The sequence below is a fragment of the Streptomyces sp. NBC_00988 genome, from assembly GCF_045162645.1.
Classification (GTDB): Bacteria; Actinomycetota; Actinomycetes; order Streptomycetales; family Streptomycetaceae; genus Streptomyces.
In genome coordinates this window covers 10,489,669-10,506,726 of record NZ_CP108730.1, presented here as the reverse complement: position 1 = coordinate 10,506,726, position 17,058 = coordinate 10,489,669, and the positions used below count along the sequence as shown (strand labels likewise).

Below are 17,058 nucleotides of genomic sequence, written 5' to 3'. Positions count from 1 at the left end.
GCTAAGTGCGGGTGGTTCAGAGGACCTTGCTGAGGAAGTCCCGGGTCCGTTCGTGCTGTGGCTTGTCGAGGACCTCGTGGGGCGGGCCCTGTTCGACGATCTTTCCGCCGTCGATGAAGACGACCCGGTCGGCGACCTCGCGGGCGAAGCCGATCTCGTGGGTGACGATGACGAGGGTGGTGCCGCTGGTCGCCAAGTCCTTGATGACGGCGAGGACTTCACCGACGAGTTCGGGGTCGAGGGCGGAGGTCGGCTCGTCGAAGAGGATGACGCCGGGACGCAGGGCGAGGGCCCGTGCGATGGCCACACGCTGCTGCTGGCCGCCGGAGAGCTGCCTCGGGTAGGCGCCGGTCTTCTCGGCGAGACCGACGCGGCCGAGCAACTCCCTTGCCAGTTCCAGGGCTTCGGGCTTGCCGAGCCTGCCGGTGGCAACGGGTGCGGCGGCGACGTTGTCGAGGACGGTCAGGTGCGGGAAGAGGTTGAAGTTCTGGAAGACGAACCCGATCCGGCTGCGCTGCGCGAGGATGGCCCGCTCGCTCAACTCCTTGAGCCTGCCGCCCTGTTGCCGCACCCCGATCAGCTCGCCGTTGACGCTGACGTAGCCGATCTCGGGCTTCTCCAGGTGGTTGATGACCCGCAGCAGCGTGGACTTCCCGGAGCCGGACGGGCCGAGGATCACGGTGACCTCGCCGGGCCGCACGGTCAGGTCGACGCCGTCCAACACCCGGTGCGCGCCGTACCACTTGTGCACGTCGTGCACCTCTACGGCGGCGGGTGTGATGTCCGCCAGCGGTTCGACGGTGTTGGTGGTCATACGGCGGCCTCCCTGCGGATGCGGGCCCGCAGGTCGGTGACACCGGTGCGGAGTTTCTGGATCGGGGTCGGCGGCAGGGAGCGGGTGGCGCCCCGGGCGTAGTGCCGCTCGACGTAGAACTGGATGACGGACACGACGCTGGTGAGGATCAGGTACCAGACGGTGACGACCAGGAGCAGCGGCACGATGTCACCGGGGTAGGTGGAGCCCATCGTCTGCGCGGAGCCGAACAGGTCGAGCAGCGAGACGTAGAAGACCAGTGAGGTGCTCTTGATCAGGCCGATCAGCTGGTTGACGTAGTTCGGGGTGATGGAGCGCAGGGCCTGCGGGAAGACGATTCTGCGGAACTGGTAGCCCTTGGGCAGGCCGAGGGCGGAGGCCGCCTCGTGCTGGCCCTGGTCGACGGAGAGGATGCCGCCGCGGACCACTTCCGCCGCGTAGGCCGCCTCGTTGAGGCTGAGGCCGACGACGGCGACGGCCATGTCGGTGGCGAGCTTCGACTCGTCGAAGGAGAAGAAGGCGGGGCCGAAGGGGACGCCGATGCTGAGCGTCTGGTAGAGGGCGCTGAAGTTGTAGAGGAAGATCAGCACCACGATGAGCGGGATCGAGCGCAAGGCCCATACGTAGGTCCAACTCGCCGCGCGCAGTACCGGGCTCTTGGAGAGCCGGGCCAGGGCGAGCAGGATGCCGCCGAGGAGGCCCAACACCGCGCTCAGTGCGGCCACTTCGAGGGTGATGACGAGTCCGTCGAGGATCGTCGGACGCAGGAACCAGTAGCCGAAGCGGTCCCACTGGTAGAAGGAGTTGGTGACCAGTCCGTGGATGAACTGGGCGACCAGCACCAGCACGACCAGGGTGACGATCCACCGGCCGGGCCGGCGCAGCGGCTGAACTCGCTGTGCTGTCAGGGGTTTTGACGGTGCATCAGTGGACGGGGCGTCGGCCAGGGACACGGTGGTGCCTGGGGGTTCACTCATGGTGGGCTCCGGCAGGTTCACAGACCCCGGTCCGTGGCGGTGGACGCGCGACGGCGGACGGCACGCGCGGGTGCACGGGACCGGGGGCGGGGAGGGGGCAGGCACACCGACGGGATCGGGTGTGCGTCAGAGGTGCGTCGGCCGACTGGTCGTCAGGCCCGACAGCGGGCGCGGCCCGAGGCGGTACACAGTGCGCTGCTGACCCGGAGCAGATCGACAGCGCGGTCGGCGACGAACAGGTTGGCGTACGACAGTACGCAGCCCTGCGGGCGGCATGTGGCCGTCCTGGGAGCTGCGTACATGGCGTCACCTGTCACTGTTCCGGCCCCGCGGGGCCTCGCGCTTACCGAACGTCATCCGGTCCGGTCGTCACCTGGGGCACCCCACCGCGTGCGAGGGTTGCCGGTCAGCAAGCCAGGGCTTGTCGCTGACACTCATGACCGTTCTGGGTCGCAAGTTAAGACAATTGTCCGAACGCATGTCAATGGCTGTCCATCAACTGGACGGCACAGACCGCGCTCAGCTGCGGCAAGCTCCTGTTTCGTCCGCCGCGTGGGCCGCCCAGTCCAGGATCTGGACAGCCGCGCCGGCGGCCTCCAGGCCCCGGCAGCGGGCGTGGTGGCGGCGGGCGATGCCGTCGAGGTCGAGGTGGGTGCCGAAGGCCGGGTGGGCGGCCAGCCGACGGGCGTAGGCCCACAGGTGGGGGTGGTCGGCGATGCGCTGCACGGCGGCGGCGTCCAGGTGATTGCGGTGCACGGTGTCGAGCTGCACCAGCGACACCCACAACTCGACGTCGGCGGCGGTGAGTTCGTCGCGGAGCATGTGCTCGCGGCCGTCCAGCCACCGGTCCAGCGAACCCAGCGTCTCCAGCAGTCGGCCGACCGCCGCGTCGCGCTCCTCCTGCTCGACACCGGCCGCACCGGCGCGCTGCGCGGCGTCCTCGATGCCTTCCGCGCACAGCCGCTCGACGGCCTCGATCTCCGACTCGGCGCCGCAGGGGTACAGCTGGGGTCCGCCCTCGCCGAAGTGCCGGGCGAGGTCGCGCATGATGTCGGGAGCGTGGGTGCTGACGATCCGGCCGGACCAGTCGTCGCTGAGCACCGGCGCGGTGGCCGGTCCTGAGTAGCGGTGCGCGCTCGCCTCGTAGAGCGGGCGCAGCGCGGAGTGTCCACCACTCGGACAGTCGGGTACGGCGGACAGGAACACGGCCGGACAGCTCTCGTCGAGGCCGAGCAGGCTGTGCGTGACGGCGATGCGGAGGCCGTCGGCGCAGGCGGTGGACAGATGGAGGCGGTAGCGGCGCGGCACGGCGTAGTGCCCGCTGCGCGCGTCACTGCCGATCCGGCCCCGGAAGGTGGGGGCGGAGCGGGGTGCGGGGACGGCGGCGAGAGGCGTGCTGGACGTGCTGGACATGGGACTCCCCGGGTACGGGCGCGTGGACGTACGCGCGGCGGAAGCGTCGTCGAGCGGAGGACGGGGGCTCAGCGCGGGGGGTTCAGCGCGCTGCAGACCCGCAGCAGGTCGATGTGACGGCGGGAGGTCAGAAGAGGCGAACGGTCCACGCGGCTGGTGGTGACCGGCTCAAGGCGCCCCATTGTTTCCCTACCTGTTCACTAGGATTCCCTACTGGAGTGTCGATCCGCCGTCGCCCGGGGTCAAGAGGGCGTCCACGGGTCGGGCACGGATGCCCGACCCGTGGACGCGCCGGGCCGCTACTTCGCGTACATCAGGGTGCCGAAGCCGAGCTGGTCGTAGCCGCCGCTGGTGGAGCCGTAGTCACCCCCTCCGCCCTCGGGGGCGACCGAGTAGGCCATCGCGGAGATGTACTTGTCGTCGAGGTACAGGCGCCGGTTGTAGTGGTAGTGGAGCATCGCCCACACCGGGCGGACCTGGCCCCTGGAGCCGGAGGCGATGACGGTCTGCTCGCTGTAGGAACAGGTCTGGCCGGTCCCCCAGCTGTAGGTGGTGTAGGGCACGTCGCTGCCGAGGTTGTACTTCGCGACGTACTGGGCGGCCTTCATGAAGCGTCGGCTGTCGTACGAGTACAGGTCGTCGCCCTGGTTCCAGGCCATCTCGCAGATCGCGCCCATCTGGCCCATGCCCATCATGGTGTGGCCCTGGTCGCGGCCGGACTCCTGCCACTGGCCCAGCGCGTAGCCGTCCGAGTCGGTGTAAAGGAACGGCACCGCGTGCGCGATGGAGCCGTTGCCCGCACCCGACTTGAAGTACGTGACGGCCTGGTCGTACTTGGCGCCGTCGTCACAGAGGATGCCGATGGCCATGATCGAGGCCATGTTGCACAGGTCCCAGTTGGCCCAGTAGTTGGTGATGCACGCGCCGTTGTGGACGGTCAGGAAGTTGTTGTTGATCGGGTAGAAGACGTCGACCATCATCTGCTGGAACGCGGCGAGGTCGAACGCGTCGTAGTCCCGCATGAGTTCGGCCGCGTTGGCGAACCCCCAGCCGTAGATGCCGGCGGCGAGGAACCGGTCCGCGTTGCCGGTGACCGTGGTCAGTGTCGACGACCAGGCGTTGAGGATCTTCGCGGCGCACGCGGCGTTCGCCTCGGTGCCGCCGACCCGCCAGCGCAGGGCGTTCTGGTAGGCGGCGGCGATGTCGTTGTACAGCGTGCCGTAGTTCTCGCCGGTGCCGCCTCGGATGATCGTCGCCTGGGGGTTGGGGGTCCAGGTGGACTGCGAGTGGGAGTTGGCGGTCAGCTTGTTCCAGCCGGACAGCCAGGGGTCGGTGCCCGCCGCGACCCTGACCTTCGCCCGGTTGATGTCTCCGGCGTTGTGCAGCGCGCCGGGGTGGGCGAAGGTCGCGGGGGCCGCGCTGGCGGTGGTGCCCGTCAGGGCGGCCGCGGAGCCGCCGAGGGCGAGGGCGGCGGTGAGACCTCCGGCGGTCTTCAGCAGACCGCGGCGGCTCAACTCGGTTCCGGGGAGGTGCTCGTGGGGGGAAGTGCGGCTCATCGTTGTGCATCTCCAATCCGTGGTGGATCAGGTGGGCGTGATGCTCACCTCGTCGAACTCGGTGGTGCAGCGGACCAGTTGGCCGCGCGAGCAGACCACCAGGCCCACGTAGTAGGGGGCGTCACCGAAGCCGGGGATATCTCCGTCGGCGAGGGGGGTCCAGGTGGCACCGTCATCGGTGGACAGGGCGGCGCTGAAGGCGGTCCCGACGCGCTTCAGCCGCAGCAGCGCGGGGAGGGCGACAGCGGCACCGCCGGTGAAGGCGGAGGCACCGGCCACGGTCTTGCGCAGCATGAGCTGGGCACTGGTCCCGCCGGTGACGATCGCTCCGGCGGCCTGGTCGAACGGCGACAGCGACTTCGCCATGAGCAGCCCGACCCGGTCGGTGCTCACGCCACTGCGGGAGACGATCCGGGCGACGACCTCACAGTCACCGCTGACGGGCCGACGCACGAACTGCCCCGTCATTCCCTGGCCGTTGGCGTTGAGGTCGACGCCCGCGCCCCGCACGGTGAAGGTCCCGCCGTCGTACGACGTGCTCCCGGGCGTGCTGATCGCCACCACGCCCAGCGTCCCGAAGGCACGGTCGTCGAGCACGGTGTCGCCGAGATCACCGTACGTCCACGGCGCGGGCGGCGCGGTGCCGACCGTGAGGGCGAGGGTGCCGGTCGCGGTTCCGGAGGCGTTGGCCGCGGTCGTCGCGACCGTGAACTCGCCTGTCTCCGTGGGGGTTCCGGAGACCAGGCCGGTGCGCCGGTCGATGCGGAGGCCGCGGGGCAGCCCGTCGGCGGTGAACCGTACGGGCTCGTGCGAGGCCCGCAGCAGATACCGGAAGGCGGCACCCTGGTTCGCGAACGCGGCGCTGGCCGAGGTGAGTTGGGGTTGTGTCGGGTTCGGCATCACGGCCTGCGCCGGCGTCGAACGCGGCCCGCGTCCACCGGCGTTGGTCTTCGCGACCGTGTAGTGGTACGTCGTTCCCGGCGTCCCCGTCGCGTCGGTGTACCGGATGCGGGTGCCGAAGCCGACGGGGCCGACGCGGGTGGCGAGGGTCTCGTACGGCCCGCTCGTCCGGGTGCCGCGAAGCACCGTGTACTCGGCGGAGAGGTCCGGGTCGGTCCAGGCCAACTCGACGGCATCGGGGCCGGTTTGGGCCCGTAGGTCGGTGGCGGTACGGGCTGGGCGGGGCACGCGCCAGACCGCGCCGGACGACGAGGTCACGGTGACGTTGTCGAAGGCGCCGGTGCCGGTCTCGGCGTAGTCCTCGTCGACGCCGAGGCAGGAGGTGAGGGCGAGCCCGGCGTATGCAGTGCGGCCCAACTCGACGTCCGTGGAGCCGACTTCGGTCCAGTGGACGCCGTCCGGGGAGATGGCGCCGGTGCAGCGTGTGCCCTTCCGGGTCATCCGCACCCAGTAGGGCTTCCGCAGTCGGTAACCGTCGCCCGCGCCCTCGACGTACGGCGCCTCCAGCGGGGTCGCGGACTCGGGCAGCGTGCCGAGGTTCGAGATCGGGAAGGCGGCGTTCACCGTGATCGCCTGCTGCTGGGAGGGCGGTACGGGTGTGCTGCCGGTCGCGGAGATGTCCGCACCGGTCGACGGGCGTACCGTCCACACCCCACTCCAGGTGTGCAGCGGCAGCCCCTGGATCAGCATCGAGGCGTGCGCCGCGTCCGCGTCGAGGGAGGCGCGGACGGTGACGCCGATCTTGGAGTACTGGGAGCTGAGCGGCCACACGATCCGCGCGGTGACTGTGCCGTCGCCGCGCAGTGGGAGGTGGACGAGACGGTAGGTGTCGTCGGTGCCACTCGCTTCCAGGACGAAGCGCTCGCCGTCGAACGCGGCGGAACCGGGGATCTTCACGTCTCCCACGTCCCGGGTCGACCAGGGCGAGGGGAGACCGGCGGAGGCGGCCGCCCACGGTGAACTGCCGCTCCTGCCAAGGGCGTTCGAGGCCGTGACTGTGTAGTAGTACGTCCGCCCGGCGTGCACGTTCCGGTCGGTGTACGTCGGTCGGTCGACGCCGGACGCGATCTTCTCGTAGCGGCCGTCCACGTCGGTGGCCCGAAGGACCGTGTAGGCGTCGGCCCAGGTAGACGGCAGCCAAGTCACCGTGACGGAACGGTCGTTGCCGATCGCGGTAACACCGGCCGGTGGTGAAGGAACGCCCGGAGACGGAGTCGTAGCACCCGCGTAGGCGAAGGTGCCCCAGCTCGGCAGGTCGTCGTTGCTGCCCTCGACGACCCGAGTGCCGCCGGTGCCCCGAAAGACGGCGTTCTTCGTGTAGGGGGCGTCGAGGCCGCGCACACCGGCGTAATGCGCGTACGCCATCTCGTAGATGGGCGGAAGGCTGCCTCGTGACGTGGCCGAGACGGCCAGCTTGATGTACTTGCCGGTGCGGTCGAGGTCGGGGACGAAGGGGACGTCGCCGCCGAGGTTGTAGCGGGCGGCGTACTCGACGTTGGCGAGGATGCGGTTGTCGTCGAAGCCCCAGAGATCGACGCCCTGGTTCCAGGCGACCTGCGCGGCATCCGCCAACAGGCCGACCGCGAGCTGTTCGTGGCCCTGGTCGCGGCCGCTCTCCTGGCCCTGGCCGGCGTCGGTGACGATGCGGTGGAGGACGCTGCCGTTGCCGGCGCCGGCCGCGGCGAAGCGGAGCGCGTCGTAGAAGAGGGTGGGTTCCTCGCAGAACACGCCTATGGCGAGCAGGGATTGAAGGGACGTCAGGTCCCAGTTGCCGTTGGCGTAGGGCATGTAGCAGGACAGGGCGGGATACCAGACGTGGAGGAAGGAGTCCTCGCAGCGGGCGATGTCGGCGGCGCTCCAGCCGTCGTAGCCGGTGTGGCGGAGGAGTTCGGCGGCGTTGACGAACTTGAAGGCCTGGAGGCCCGCACCGAGGGGGCCGTCCGCTCCGGTGATGGCGGTGAGCGAGGCGGACCAGGCATTGAGGATGTCGCGCGCCTTGTCGGCGTGTGCGGTGTCGCCGGTGACGGCCCAGATGAGGGCGTTCTGGTAGGCGGCGGCCGAGTCGGCGACGGCCTGGTTCTGGTAGTTGGCGGGGCCGCGGCCCCAGCTGGTGATCTGGCCGGTGTTCTGCACGGCGTACGACGCGGAGGAGCGGGCGTGGGCCGCGAGTGCCAAGTAGCCGTCGTAGACCGGGGGTTGCTTGGCGGCGACCGCCGCTTTCATGCGGGCGAGGTCGTCGGCGGTGTGCAGTAGTCCGGGGTGAGTGAAGGTCTCCGAACCGGTGCTGTTCTCGGCGGCACGGGCTGCACCGGGCGCGAGGAGTCCACTCGCACCCGATGCCAGGAGCAGGGCCGCGGTGCCGCCGAGGAAACCTCGGCGGCTCGGTGCAGGGGTTTTCATGACGTTGCGGCCGCCTCGGCCTCGGCGGTCGTGAGGAACTTCAGGTTCGTCACGTGCTCGTTGTAGAACCACTGGATCTCGTCCGTGGTGTAGTACCAGGTGGGCTTCTTCATCGAGTCGGCGACGACCAGGCCGTTGATCACCAGGTTCTCGAACGTGACGTTGTTGATGGCGTGTTCGGCGTCGTAGCCGAGGAAGAGGGACGGGTTGGCGCGGGTGCCCGTGTAGCTGAGGTTCTTGACGTACACGTCCTCGATGCCGCGGCCGACCGAGGTGTTGTACTTCGTGTTGTACATGACCTTCATGTAGATGACCTGACCCCAGCGGAAGTCCTCGATCCGGACGTCCTCGATGCGCACGTTCTTGATGAGGTTGGAGTCGCCGGGGTTGAGGGCGATGCAGCCCTGGTAGTTCATCTGGGGTTCGCGGTGGTCGAGGATGTCGATGTTCTTGATGACGAGGTTCTCGATCGTCTCGGGGGCGTCGGTGTTGCCGTGCGTGCCGACGTTGATCGGGTGGGCGACGTCGGCCCACAGGGTGCAGTTCTTGACGGTGATGTCGCGGGTGTCGCCGTAGTAGTCCCAGCGGTGGCAGTAAATGGCGATGCAGTCGTCGGAGTTGCGCATGAAGCAGCCGTCGAAGGTGATCCCGGTGGAGGAGAAGACGTCGAAGCCGTCGCCGTTGCCCCTCGAACTGAACGCGCGCGCCTTGGTGATGTGGACGTTCTGGCTCTCCGCGAACGTGCCCGCGTAGCCTGCCGGGTTGAGGATGATGACGTCCTCGATGCGGATGTTCTTGCTGCCCTCGCTGAGGATCGCGCCACCGGGGTTGTTGTAGAGCACCCCGCGCCCGATCAGGCGGGACTTTTCTACGTCCTTGAAGTAGACCTGCGCGGTGAGGACGGCGCCGCCCGCGAGGTAGACGGTCTTGCCGCTGGGGACGGTGAGGACGTTGCCGGTGACCGTGTGGACGCCGGGGCCGAAGTAGAGGACGTTCGGGTCGTCGGCGGACGGGACGTGGTGCTCGACGCGGTTGGTGATGAGGTGCAGGGCGTCGAATATCTCGTCGTTGATCTGTACGACGACGTCCTTCGGCTCGTCGAGGGTGAACCGCAGGGTGTCGCCGAGGAGTTCGGGCGTGATGCCCAGCGCGTCGGGCCTCACCCGGGCCTTGGTGGTGCCGCCCTTGAGGTAGGTCACCTCGACCTCGACCGAGCCGTTGAAGTCGAAGTACGCCATCGACGAGTTGTAGACCTTGCCCGACCCGGTGGTGGCGTTGATCTCCTCGAACTGCGGCCGGTAGATGTCGAGGGTCTGCCAGGTGCCGTCGGGGGTGCTGCGGACCCGCACCTGGAAGCTGGTGTTGGTCGGCATGGTCGTCGGGCGCGGGTAAGTGACCAGCTTGGGGCGGGAGTTGTGGCCGCCGGACGCGTGGGCCGCCGTCGCGGTCAGGCCGGAGATGCCGGCGGCGAGCGCGGTGGCACCGGCCGCCTGGAGGGCCGTACGACGGGACAGGGGTGTGTTCATGGTGCGACTCCTTGCAACAGGCGGGGAGGAAGGCTTACTTGAGGCGGCTTGCCGGGCTCACTTGAGGCCGCTCGTCGACATCCCGGCCACGAACCCGCGCTGGGCGACGAGGAAGATCAGGAGGATCGGGACGACGTACATCACCGAGGCCGCGGCCTGGAGGTCGGCGACCGGGGTGCCGGCCGAGGTGACGTAGGTGGACATGACGGCGACCGCGAGGGTGGTGCGGTCGGTGGACAGGAGGAGTTGCGGGGCTATGTAGTCGCCCCAGGTCCAGGTGAAGGCGATCACGAAGCTCGCGCTCAGGACCGGCCAGGACTGCGGCAGGAAGATCCGCCAGAAGATGGTGGCCCAGCCGCAGCCATCGACGATCGCGGCCTCCTCCAACTCCCTTGGCAGGCCCGCGAAGAACTGCCGGAAGAGGAAGACGAGATACGGCGCCGCGGCCAGCCCCCACAGCACCCACGGCCAGTAGGTGTCGACCATGCCGAGCTTCGCGAAGATCAGGTAGGTCGGCAACAGGGTGATCATCTGGGGCAGCATCATCGAGCCGAGCAGGATGCCGAACAGGGTCTTCTCGCCGGGGGCGGAGAGGCGGGCGAAACCGAAGCCCACCCAGGCGGAGCTGAGGGTGACGAGGGTGGCGTAAATCGTCGCGATGATCAGGGAGTTGCGGGCGTAGCCGAGGAAGTCGATGAGCTGGTAGGCGTCGGCGAAGTTGTGCCACTGGATGTGCTGGGGCAGCCAGTGCACGGGCGAGGCGGCGAGTTCGGCCGGGGTCTTCAGACCGGCGAGGACGAGCCAGCCGAAGGGGCCGAGGAACAGGCCCGTGACGGCGACGAGGACGGTGTAGAGGGCCAGTCGGCCCGCCCGCACCCGGACCGGGGACTTCGCCAACGGGCTGACGGCGCTCACTTGTTGGCCTCCGGGTCGACGTTGTAGAAGACCACGCCGGACGTGAACCTGAAGATGAGTCCGGTCACGACGAGGATCAGGACGAAGAGCACCCACAGCAGTGCGGAGGCGTAGCCGTAGCGGCCGAGCGCGAAGTACTCCGCGAACACGTGCATCATGTAGAGGTAGTTGGACTGCGGGATGGCGGTGACGCCGCCCGTGGTGCCGTCGGGCGCCAGCAGCAGCGGCATGATGGTCTGCACGGAGGCGATCACGCCGGTCACGGTCTGGAAGAGCAGGACCGGGGACAGCAGCGGCACGGTGATGCTGCGGAAGGTCCGCCAGGCGCTCGCGCCGTCGATGCGGGCCGCCTCGTGGAGTTCGCGGGGTACGTCCTGGAGCCCGGCCAGCGAGATGATCATGATGTTTCCGGCGGTCCACAGCACGCTCATCAGCAGCACGTAGCGGGCGTACGGATCGGCCAGCCAGCCAAGAGCGTTGATGCCGAAGGTGTTCAACACCCCGTTCGCGGCACCGGAGTTCTGGTCGAAGAGCTGCTTGAAGGCGATGCCCGCGCCGACCGGCGGCACCACGGCGGGCAGATAGAGCAGGGTGCGGAACAGCCCGCGTGCTTTCAGCGGACGGTTGACCAGGACCGCGAGCCCGAGCCCCGCCGCGATCGACAACGGCACGGAGGTCATCGCGAACAGTCCCGTGCGGCCGAGCGCGGCCCAGGTCACCGAGTCGGAGAACAGCTCGCGGTAGTTGCCGAGGCCGACGTAGCGCCAGTGCGGGGAGATGCCGTCGAACGTGGTGAAGCTCAGCCACAGCGCGTACGCCATGGGGACGATGGTCAGCAGCAGGAAGCCGATGATCCAGGGCGAGGTGAACATGTAGAACGCGCGGTGTCTGCGCCCGGTCGCGGTGGTCCGCGGCTGCCGTGCCGCCCGCGTCCGTTCACCGCTCGCGGCCGAGCCGGGGCGACCCGTGACGGTGGTGATCTGATCGACCGTCATCCCACTTGCTCCTTACCGCGCTTGAGCTGCTCGTTCATGGACGAGTTCAGCCGGCCCGCGAGGGTGTCGACGGAGATCCCGCCCGACATGGCGGCGGGGGCGGCCTGGTTGAAGAGGGCGGCGAGCGCGTCGGCCGAGGCGTACGGTGTGAAGGCGGTCACCGAGAAGTGCTTCAGCTCGGCCTCCTGCACCCTCAACACCCGCTTCTGATACGGCTCCTGAGCAGGCATCAGGGGCCGCAGGGACTTCAGGCTCGGGATGCCCCAGCCGCTCGACGCGCGCTCCTTGGCCGGTGCCTCGCCGAAGAACCACTCGAAGACCCGCCACGCGGCGTCCTTGTTGGGGGCCATCTTCGGCATCCACAGGCCGGTGCCGCCCTGGCAGGGGCTCAGGCGTGAGCCGCCCGCGAAGACCGGGGCGGGGGCGAGCCGGGACACCCGGGCCAGCTTCTTGTCGGTGTCGATCATGCCGCCGAGCCAGTAGCCGCTGCCCGTCATGGCCATCCGGCCGGCCTGATAGGTGGGCCCGTCCCAGCCGTTGGGGTCGGGCTGGATCAGGCTCGGGCCGACCTTGGCCCGGCAGTAGTCGATGTACCAGGCCAGTGCCTTGCGGGCCTCGGGGGTGGTGAAGTCGACGCGGGAGAAGTCGTCGCCGAACAGGCTGCCACCGGCTGCGGCCGTCAACCCGGCCAGCAGACCTGGGGCGTTGAGCCCGTTGTAGCTGCCGCCGAAGACGGTCGTCTGCCCGTTCTTGCGCTGGGTGAGGCGCTTGGCGTCCGCCAACCACTGTTCGTAGGTGACCGGTTGGGTCTCCGGCGGGTAGGCGACGCCCGCTGTGTCGAAGTGTGCGGTGTTGTACCAGTACATGGAGTCCTGGGAGAAGTCCTTCGCCATGCCGTAGCGCGGGCCCTTGCCCTGGGTGTGGCCGTCGTAGCGCCACAGGTCGTTGACCGGGTCGAGGTCGTCGGCCTTGAGGACGGTGCTCCCGGCGAAGTACGGGTCGAGGTTCTCGGCGACGTCCCGGGCCACGAAGTACGGAGCGTCCACGGCGCCGACGCCGCGCACCAGATCCGGCGGGGCGCCGGTGGTCATCATCGCGATGAGCTTGGTGAGGTCGTAGCGCACCAGGTGGATCTTGATGCCGAGGTCCTTGTGGGCCTGCGTGATCTGGTCGGTGGTGATGTCGCCGTCCTTGACCATCGCCGTGACGGTCTCGCCCGCTCCGCTCACTCCGGTCGACACCTGGAGGGCGCAGCCGTTCAGCGCCGCCGCGCCGGTCGCGGCACCGGTTGCCGAGAGGGCGAGAAATCGTCGGCGGCTCAGAGGCGCACCAGCACGTGGGGGCATGACCGCACCACCTCCAATAGAAACCGGTTGTCACGCGTTGGGGCAGAGCTTCTTCCGGCTCGGAAACGGCGTCAAGACCTTGGGCGAACTTTCGAAAAGACTGGGTAACCCCGGCGAGACGGCGCTGGAACACGGTCGGCTAGAAACCGGTTGTCCGCCAGGCGCGGCCGAAGTCCCGGGAATCCGATGGGTCAAGTCCCGGGAATCCGGCCGGTGTTCGGGCCGTCAGTGCAGGTCGGCGGCCTGCTCGGGGGTGTCGTCGAGGAAGCCGCCCGACTGGTGCCGCCAGAGCTTCGCGTAGGCGCCGTCCGCGGCCAACAGCTCCTGATGCGCACCCTGTTCGACGATCCGGCCGCGGTCGAGGACGACGAGCCGGTCCATGCCGGCGACGGTGCTCAACCGGTGCGCGACGACGAGTGCGGTCCGGCCCTCCATGAGCCGCCACAGGGCTTCCTGGACGAGGATCTCGCTCTCGGAGTCGAGCGCGCTGGTCGCCTCGTCGAGCAGCAGGATCGGAGCGTCGCGCAGGATCGCGCGGGCGAGGGCGACGCGTTGGCGCTGGCCGCCGGAGAGCTTGATCCCGCGCTCTCCCACCATCGTCTCGAAGCCGTCCGGCAACGCGTCGGCGAACTCCGTGACGTGCGCGGCCTCGGCGGCCCGCCGGACCTCGGCGTCGGTGGCGTCGGGCCGGGCGAAGGTGAGGTTCTCGCGCAGGGTGCGGTGGAACATCGCCGGGTCCTGCGGGACGTAGGCGATCAGGCTGCGCAGGTCGGCCTGGCGCAGCTTGCTGATGTCCTGGCCGCCGATCAGGATGCGGCCGGCGTCGATGTCCGTCATCCGCAGGAGCAGCCGGCTGAGCGTGGTCTTGCCGCCGCCGGACCGGCCGACGAGGCCGATCTTCGTGCCGCTGGGCACGGTCAGGTCGAGTCCGTCGAAGAGGGTGTCGGCGCCAGCGTGGGCGAAGGTCACGTTCTCGAAGCGGACGGACGCGGGACGAGGCAGCAACGGCTCCGGCGAGGCCGGGTCGACCACGCTGGGCGGTGCCATCAACAGCTCGGTGAACTGGGCGGCTTCGGTCATCGAGCTTTCCAGGCGCCGGTAGATCTGGTTGAACTCGAACATGATCCGGGTCGCGTTCGTGTAGTACGTGAACGCGACCACGACCGCCTCGACGCCGTGTTCGCCGCCGCCGAGGGCCACCGCGAGGAGCAGGCCCAGCGCGTTGGTGAGCACGGAAAGCGGTGCGACCAGGGTGTCGATGCGCAGGTTGCCGTAGTCCCAGGAGCGGAGGGTCAGGCGCCTCGACTGGGCGACGCGGGAGCGGTGTTCGGCGGCCTCGCGTTCCTCGGCGGCGAACGCGCGGACCGTGTCCATGTTCATCAGGCTGTCGGCGACATGGCCGGACACCCGGGCGATGGCCTCCTCGCGCAGGTCGACGAGTGCCTGGCGGCGCCGGATGAGGGGCGCGACGACCAGGCCGGTGAGCGCGATCATCGCCAACAGGCCCACGACGAGCAGCGGTTCGTAGCGCCACAGCACGACGGAGCCGAACAGCAGCGGGACCAGACTGCCCACCACCTGGAAGGTCATCGTGTCGACGAACTCCTCGAAGCGGGAGGCGAAGCTCAACACCCGTTTGGTGAGCGACCCGGCGAAGTTGTCGTGGAAGAACGCGGCGTCCTTGGCGAAGAGCTCGTCCATGCCGATCACGTACAGGTGCTCGATGCCGAGCGCGTCCAGCCGGTTCAGACAGTGCAGTCCGAGGCGCCAGAACACCTCGGCGAGCAGCAGCACTCCGGCGAACCCGAGAACGTACGGCAGCGTCGTGCGGACGCTGATGTCCGCGTCTCCGGCGATACGGCCGACGAGCTTGGCGACGATCAGCGGCGCGATGTAGTTGATGCCGATGTTGCCCACTGCGGGCAGCAGTGTGGCGGGCGCGGTCCAGCGACGGAGGCGGGCCAACTCCCGTCCGTAGTACCGAAGTGCGAGTAACACCGAGCCTTTGCGCGGCCCGACGTCGCGCGATTCAGGCGATCCCATTCCCACCCCGTGGAGTCGACGGCAGCCCGGTGAAGGGGCAGGCCGGAAGTGGCAGTGTCCCGCGTCGACACCCGTGCGGTCCAAGCGTTTTTCCCTCAACAGCTGTGATGCGCACGGGGTTTGCGGGCTCTACGGTGACACCATGGCGACCGATCCCGTGGGCGAGCCGATGCGGCTTCCCGACATGCCGTTGCACGATCCGTTCATCGTGGCCGACGACACGACCCGCACGTATTACCTCTACACGTCCAACGACCCTTCCGTGTCGGGCGTGGAAGGCGTCGGCACGATGGCCTACCGCAGCCGTGACCTGCGCGACTGGTCGCGTCCCGTGGTGGTGTTCCTGGCGGCGGAGCAGCCCAAACTCTGGGCGAGCGACGGCGGTTGGGCGCCGGAGGTGCACGCCTGGGACGGCAGGTACTACCTGTTCACCACGCTGCACGACGAAGACAGTCCGCTTCCCGTACCCCCAACCGGCCGCTGGGGCACGCCGTTTTAGCTCGCGAACCATCGGCGGGGCACGATCACGGCCGTGTCCGAATCCCTGCTGGGCCCCTTCACGTCGGTCGACCCCGCGCGCCCCACCCCGCCCGAGCACCTCATGACCCTGGACGGCACGCTGTACGTCGACCCGTCCGGGCAGCCATGGATGGTGTACGCGCACGAGTGGCTGCAGACCGTCGACGGCACGATGGAGGCCATCCGGCTGACCCCGGACCTGACCGGGACGACCGGCGACCCGGTCTTCCTCTTCAATGCCTCGGACGCGCCCTGGATCGGCGAGGAGATCCCAGCCGGCGCACCGCACCAGCTCCCGCCCTACGTCACGGACGGCCCGCAGCTGTACCGCGCCCCCGACGGCTCCCTGCTCATGCTGTGGTCGACGTACGAGAAGAACGTGCTCGGCGCGGACGGCAGCCTCACCGGTGGTTACGTCCAGACCTACGCCGTCTCCAAGTCCGGTGAGATCACCGGGCCCTGGCGGCAGGAGCGGCCGCTGGTGCGGGAGGACAGCGGGCACGGGATGCTGTTCCGGACGTTCGAGGGCCGGTTGACGATGATCCTGCACCGGCCGTTCGAGAACGCGCGCGGGAAGCTGTACGAGATGGACATCGTCGGCGATGAGGTGCGGGTGCTGCGGCAGTGCGTCGACCTCGACGGCGGCGGATGACCCGGCCGCCGCCGCTCTCAACTGCTCAGCGGCCGCTCCTCGTTACTGCTTGACCGCGCCCGCCAGCCCGTTGATGAAGAAGCGCTGCAGCACGATGAAGATCAGGACGATGGGCAGCAGCGTGATGACCGACCCCGCGCACACCAGGGTCCACGCGGTGGAGTTCTGGCCGATGAAGTTGAACATGCCCACGGACAGGGTGTGGAGTTCGGGGCGGGAGAGGGTGAAGACGAGCGGGATGAAGAAGCTGTTCCAGGCGTTGATGCAGGCGAACAGGCCGACGGTCGCCAGCATCGGCCCGGACAGCGGGAGCATGATCCGCCAGAAGATCTGGTGGAAGTTCGCGCCGTCCACGCGGGCCGCGTCCTCCAGCCCCCGGTCGATCGTCGTGAAGTAGCCCATGAAGAGGAAGGTGCCGAAGACCATCCCGCCCGCCGACTGGACGATGACCACCGACCAGAGGGTGTTGAGGAGATGGAGGCGCTGGATGAGGTCGAAGACCGGGATGATCGTGTAACCGTGCGGCAGGAAGAGCGTCACGCCGACCAGACCGAGCCAGATCTTCTTGCCGGGGAAGTCGGTGCGGGCGAGGACGTAGCCTGCCATCGAGGTGGCGAGCAGGGTGACGATGACCGTGCCGGTCGCGAACAGGACCGTGTTCACGAAGAACTTGCTGAAGTCCGCCTGGGTCCAGGCCTCGCTGTAGTTGGACCAGTGGAACTCGGACGGGATCGGGTTGAGCCCGCCGGAGAAGAAGCCGTCGGTGCTCTTGAGTGAACTGCCGAGCGCCCACAGGAACGGGTAGAGCCAGACGAGGCCGCCGCCGAGCAGCGCGAGATAGAGCAGACCGCGTCGGCCTCGGCGCAGGCTCAACCGCGTTCGCGGGCGCGGGCGTTGGGACAGTGTGGACATCGACGTGACCCTTTGCTGGTTGGCGGCCGT

The 17,058-nt window shown here is 68.8% G+C and carries 12 protein-coding genes, 1 pseudogene and 1 riboswitch; of the genes and pseudogenes, 1 reads left to right on the top strand and 12 read right to left on the bottom strand.

The genetic code is table 11. From position 1 onward, the window contains the following. Positions 1-16 precede the first annotated feature (16 nt). The 11 genes from OG496_RS47440 to OG496_RS47390 form a co-directional block, all read right to left on the bottom strand. Positions 17-814: an amino acid ABC transporter ATP-binding protein gene (locus OG496_RS47440; protein WP_199810880.1), complete on the bottom strand. Its 798-nt coding sequence runs from the start codon at positions 812-814 to the stop codon at positions 17-19. Continuing rightward, the gene (locus OG496_RS47435; protein ID WP_366491858.1) at positions 811-1,791 is read right to left on the bottom strand and encodes an amino acid ABC transporter permease; all 981 of its coding nucleotides are present in this window, start codon (positions 1,789-1,791) and stop codon (positions 811-813) included. The genes OG496_RS47440 and OG496_RS47435 overlap by 4 nt, the downstream gene beginning before the upstream one ends. Before the next feature lie 334 nt (positions 1,792-2,125). Beyond that, positions 2,126-2,233, bottom strand: a riboswitch (SAM riboswitch). A 77-nt stretch (positions 2,234-2,310) separates the two neighbouring features. Further along, positions 2,311-3,204 (bottom strand): glutathione S-transferase C-terminal domain-containing protein, encoded by an 894-nt coding sequence (locus OG496_RS47430; protein ID WP_405975308.1) that lies wholly within the window; start codon positions 3,202-3,204, stop codon positions 2,311-2,313. A gap of 68 nt (positions 3,205-3,272) precedes the next feature. Beyond that, a complete protein-coding gene (locus OG496_RS47425; RefSeq protein WP_366491860.1) occupies positions 3,273-3,386 on the bottom strand; it encodes a putative leader peptide in 114 nt (37 codons plus the stop codon). Between the two features lie 117 nt (positions 3,387-3,503). Next, positions 3,504-4,760, bottom strand: a complete 1,257-nt coding sequence (locus OG496_RS47420; protein WP_399390516.1) for an alginate lyase family protein — start codon at positions 4,758-4,760, stop codon at positions 3,504-3,506. A 27-nt stretch (positions 4,761-4,787) separates the two neighbouring features. Further along, entirely contained in the window at positions 4,788-8,120 is a 3,333-nt protein-coding gene (locus OG496_RS47415; protein ID WP_405975307.1) for an alginate lyase family protein, read from the bottom strand. Beyond that, complete coding sequence (locus OG496_RS47410) at positions 8,117-9,646, bottom strand: glycosyl hydrolase family 28 protein (RefSeq protein ID WP_405975306.1); 1,530 nt, start codon at positions 9,644-9,646, stop codon at positions 8,117-8,119. The genes OG496_RS47415 and OG496_RS47410 overlap by 4 nt, the downstream gene beginning before the upstream one ends. Positions 9,647-9,703: 57 nt before the next feature. Then, positions 9,704-10,561 carry a carbohydrate ABC transporter permease gene (locus OG496_RS47405; RefSeq protein ID WP_405975305.1) on the bottom strand — a complete coding sequence of 286 codons (858 nt, stop codon included), beginning with the start codon at positions 10,559-10,561 and terminating at the stop codon, positions 9,704-9,706. Next, a complete protein-coding gene (locus OG496_RS47400) occupies positions 10,558-11,556 on the bottom strand; it encodes a carbohydrate ABC transporter permease (protein WP_405975304.1) in 999 nt (332 codons plus the stop codon). Before OG496_RS47400 ends, OG496_RS47405 begins: the two co-directional genes overlap by 4 nt. After that, complete coding sequence (locus OG496_RS47395; protein ID WP_405975303.1) at positions 11,553-12,902, bottom strand: extracellular solute-binding protein; 1,350 nt, start codon at positions 12,900-12,902, stop codon at positions 11,553-11,555. Before OG496_RS47395 ends, OG496_RS47400 begins: the two co-directional genes overlap by 4 nt. Before the next feature lie 225 nt (positions 12,903-13,127). Then, the gene (locus OG496_RS47390) at positions 13,128-14,945 is read right to left on the bottom strand and encodes an ABC transporter ATP-binding protein (protein ID WP_399390526.1); all 1,818 of its coding nucleotides are present in this window, start codon (positions 14,943-14,945) and stop codon (positions 13,128-13,130) included. A gap of 142 nt (positions 14,946-15,087) precedes the next feature. Here OG496_RS47390 and OG496_RS47385 point away from each other — a divergent pair. Continuing rightward, positions 15,088-16,116: pseudogene (locus OG496_RS47385) on the top strand (glycoside hydrolase family 43 protein). 42 nt (positions 16,117-16,158) lie between these two features. On the opposite strand, the gene OG496_RS47380 reads toward OG496_RS47385, so the two are convergent. Continuing rightward, complete coding sequence (locus OG496_RS47380; protein WP_399390530.1) at positions 16,159-17,028, bottom strand: carbohydrate ABC transporter permease; 870 nt, start codon at positions 17,026-17,028, stop codon at positions 16,159-16,161. Positions 17,029-17,058: the final 30 nt, after the last annotated feature.

What these genes read in the sequence shown, in the direction of transcription:
- OG496_RS47415 (WP_405975307.1), bottom strand. Translation starts at nt 8,120, where the DNA reads ATGAAAACCCCTGCACCGAGCCGCCGAGGTTTCCTCGGCGGCACCGCG.
- OG496_RS47435 (WP_366491858.1), bottom strand. Translation starts at nt 1,791, where the DNA reads ATGAGTGAACCCCCAGGCACCACCGTGTCCCTGGCCGACGCCCCGTCC.
- OG496_RS47380 (WP_399390530.1), bottom strand. Translation starts at nt 17,028, where the DNA reads ATGTCCACACTGTCCCAACGCCCGCGCCCGCGAACGCGGTTGAGCCTG.
- OG496_RS47410 (WP_405975306.1), bottom strand. Translation starts at nt 9,646, where the DNA reads ATGAACACACCCCTGTCCCGTCGTACGGCCCTCCAGGCGGCCGGTGCC.
- OG496_RS47395 (WP_405975303.1), bottom strand. Translation starts at nt 12,902, where the DNA reads ATGCCCCCACGTGCTGGTGCGCCTCTGAGCCGCCGACGATTTCTCGCC.
- OG496_RS47420 (WP_399390516.1), bottom strand. Translation starts at nt 4,760, where the DNA reads ATGAGCCGCACTTCCCCCCACGAGCACCTCCCCGGAACCGAGTTGAGC.
- OG496_RS47430 (WP_405975308.1), bottom strand. Translation starts at nt 3,204, where the DNA reads ATGTCCAGCACGTCCAGCACGCCTCTCGCCGCCGTCCCCGCACCCCGC.
- OG496_RS47400 (WP_405975304.1), bottom strand. Translation starts at nt 11,556, where the DNA reads ATGACGGTCGATCAGATCACCACCGTCACGGGTCGCCCCGGCTCGGCC.
- OG496_RS47425 (WP_366491860.1), bottom strand. Translation starts at nt 3,386, where the DNA reads ATGGGGCGCCTTGAGCCGGTCACCACCAGCCGCGTGGACCGTTCGCCT.
- OG496_RS47390 (WP_399390526.1), bottom strand. Translation starts at nt 14,945, where the DNA reads ATGGGATCGCCTGAATCGCGCGACGTCGGGCCGCGCAAAGGCTCGGTG.
- OG496_RS47440 (WP_199810880.1), bottom strand. Translation starts at nt 814, where the DNA reads ATGACCACCAACACCGTCGAACCGCTGGCGGACATCACACCCGCCGCC.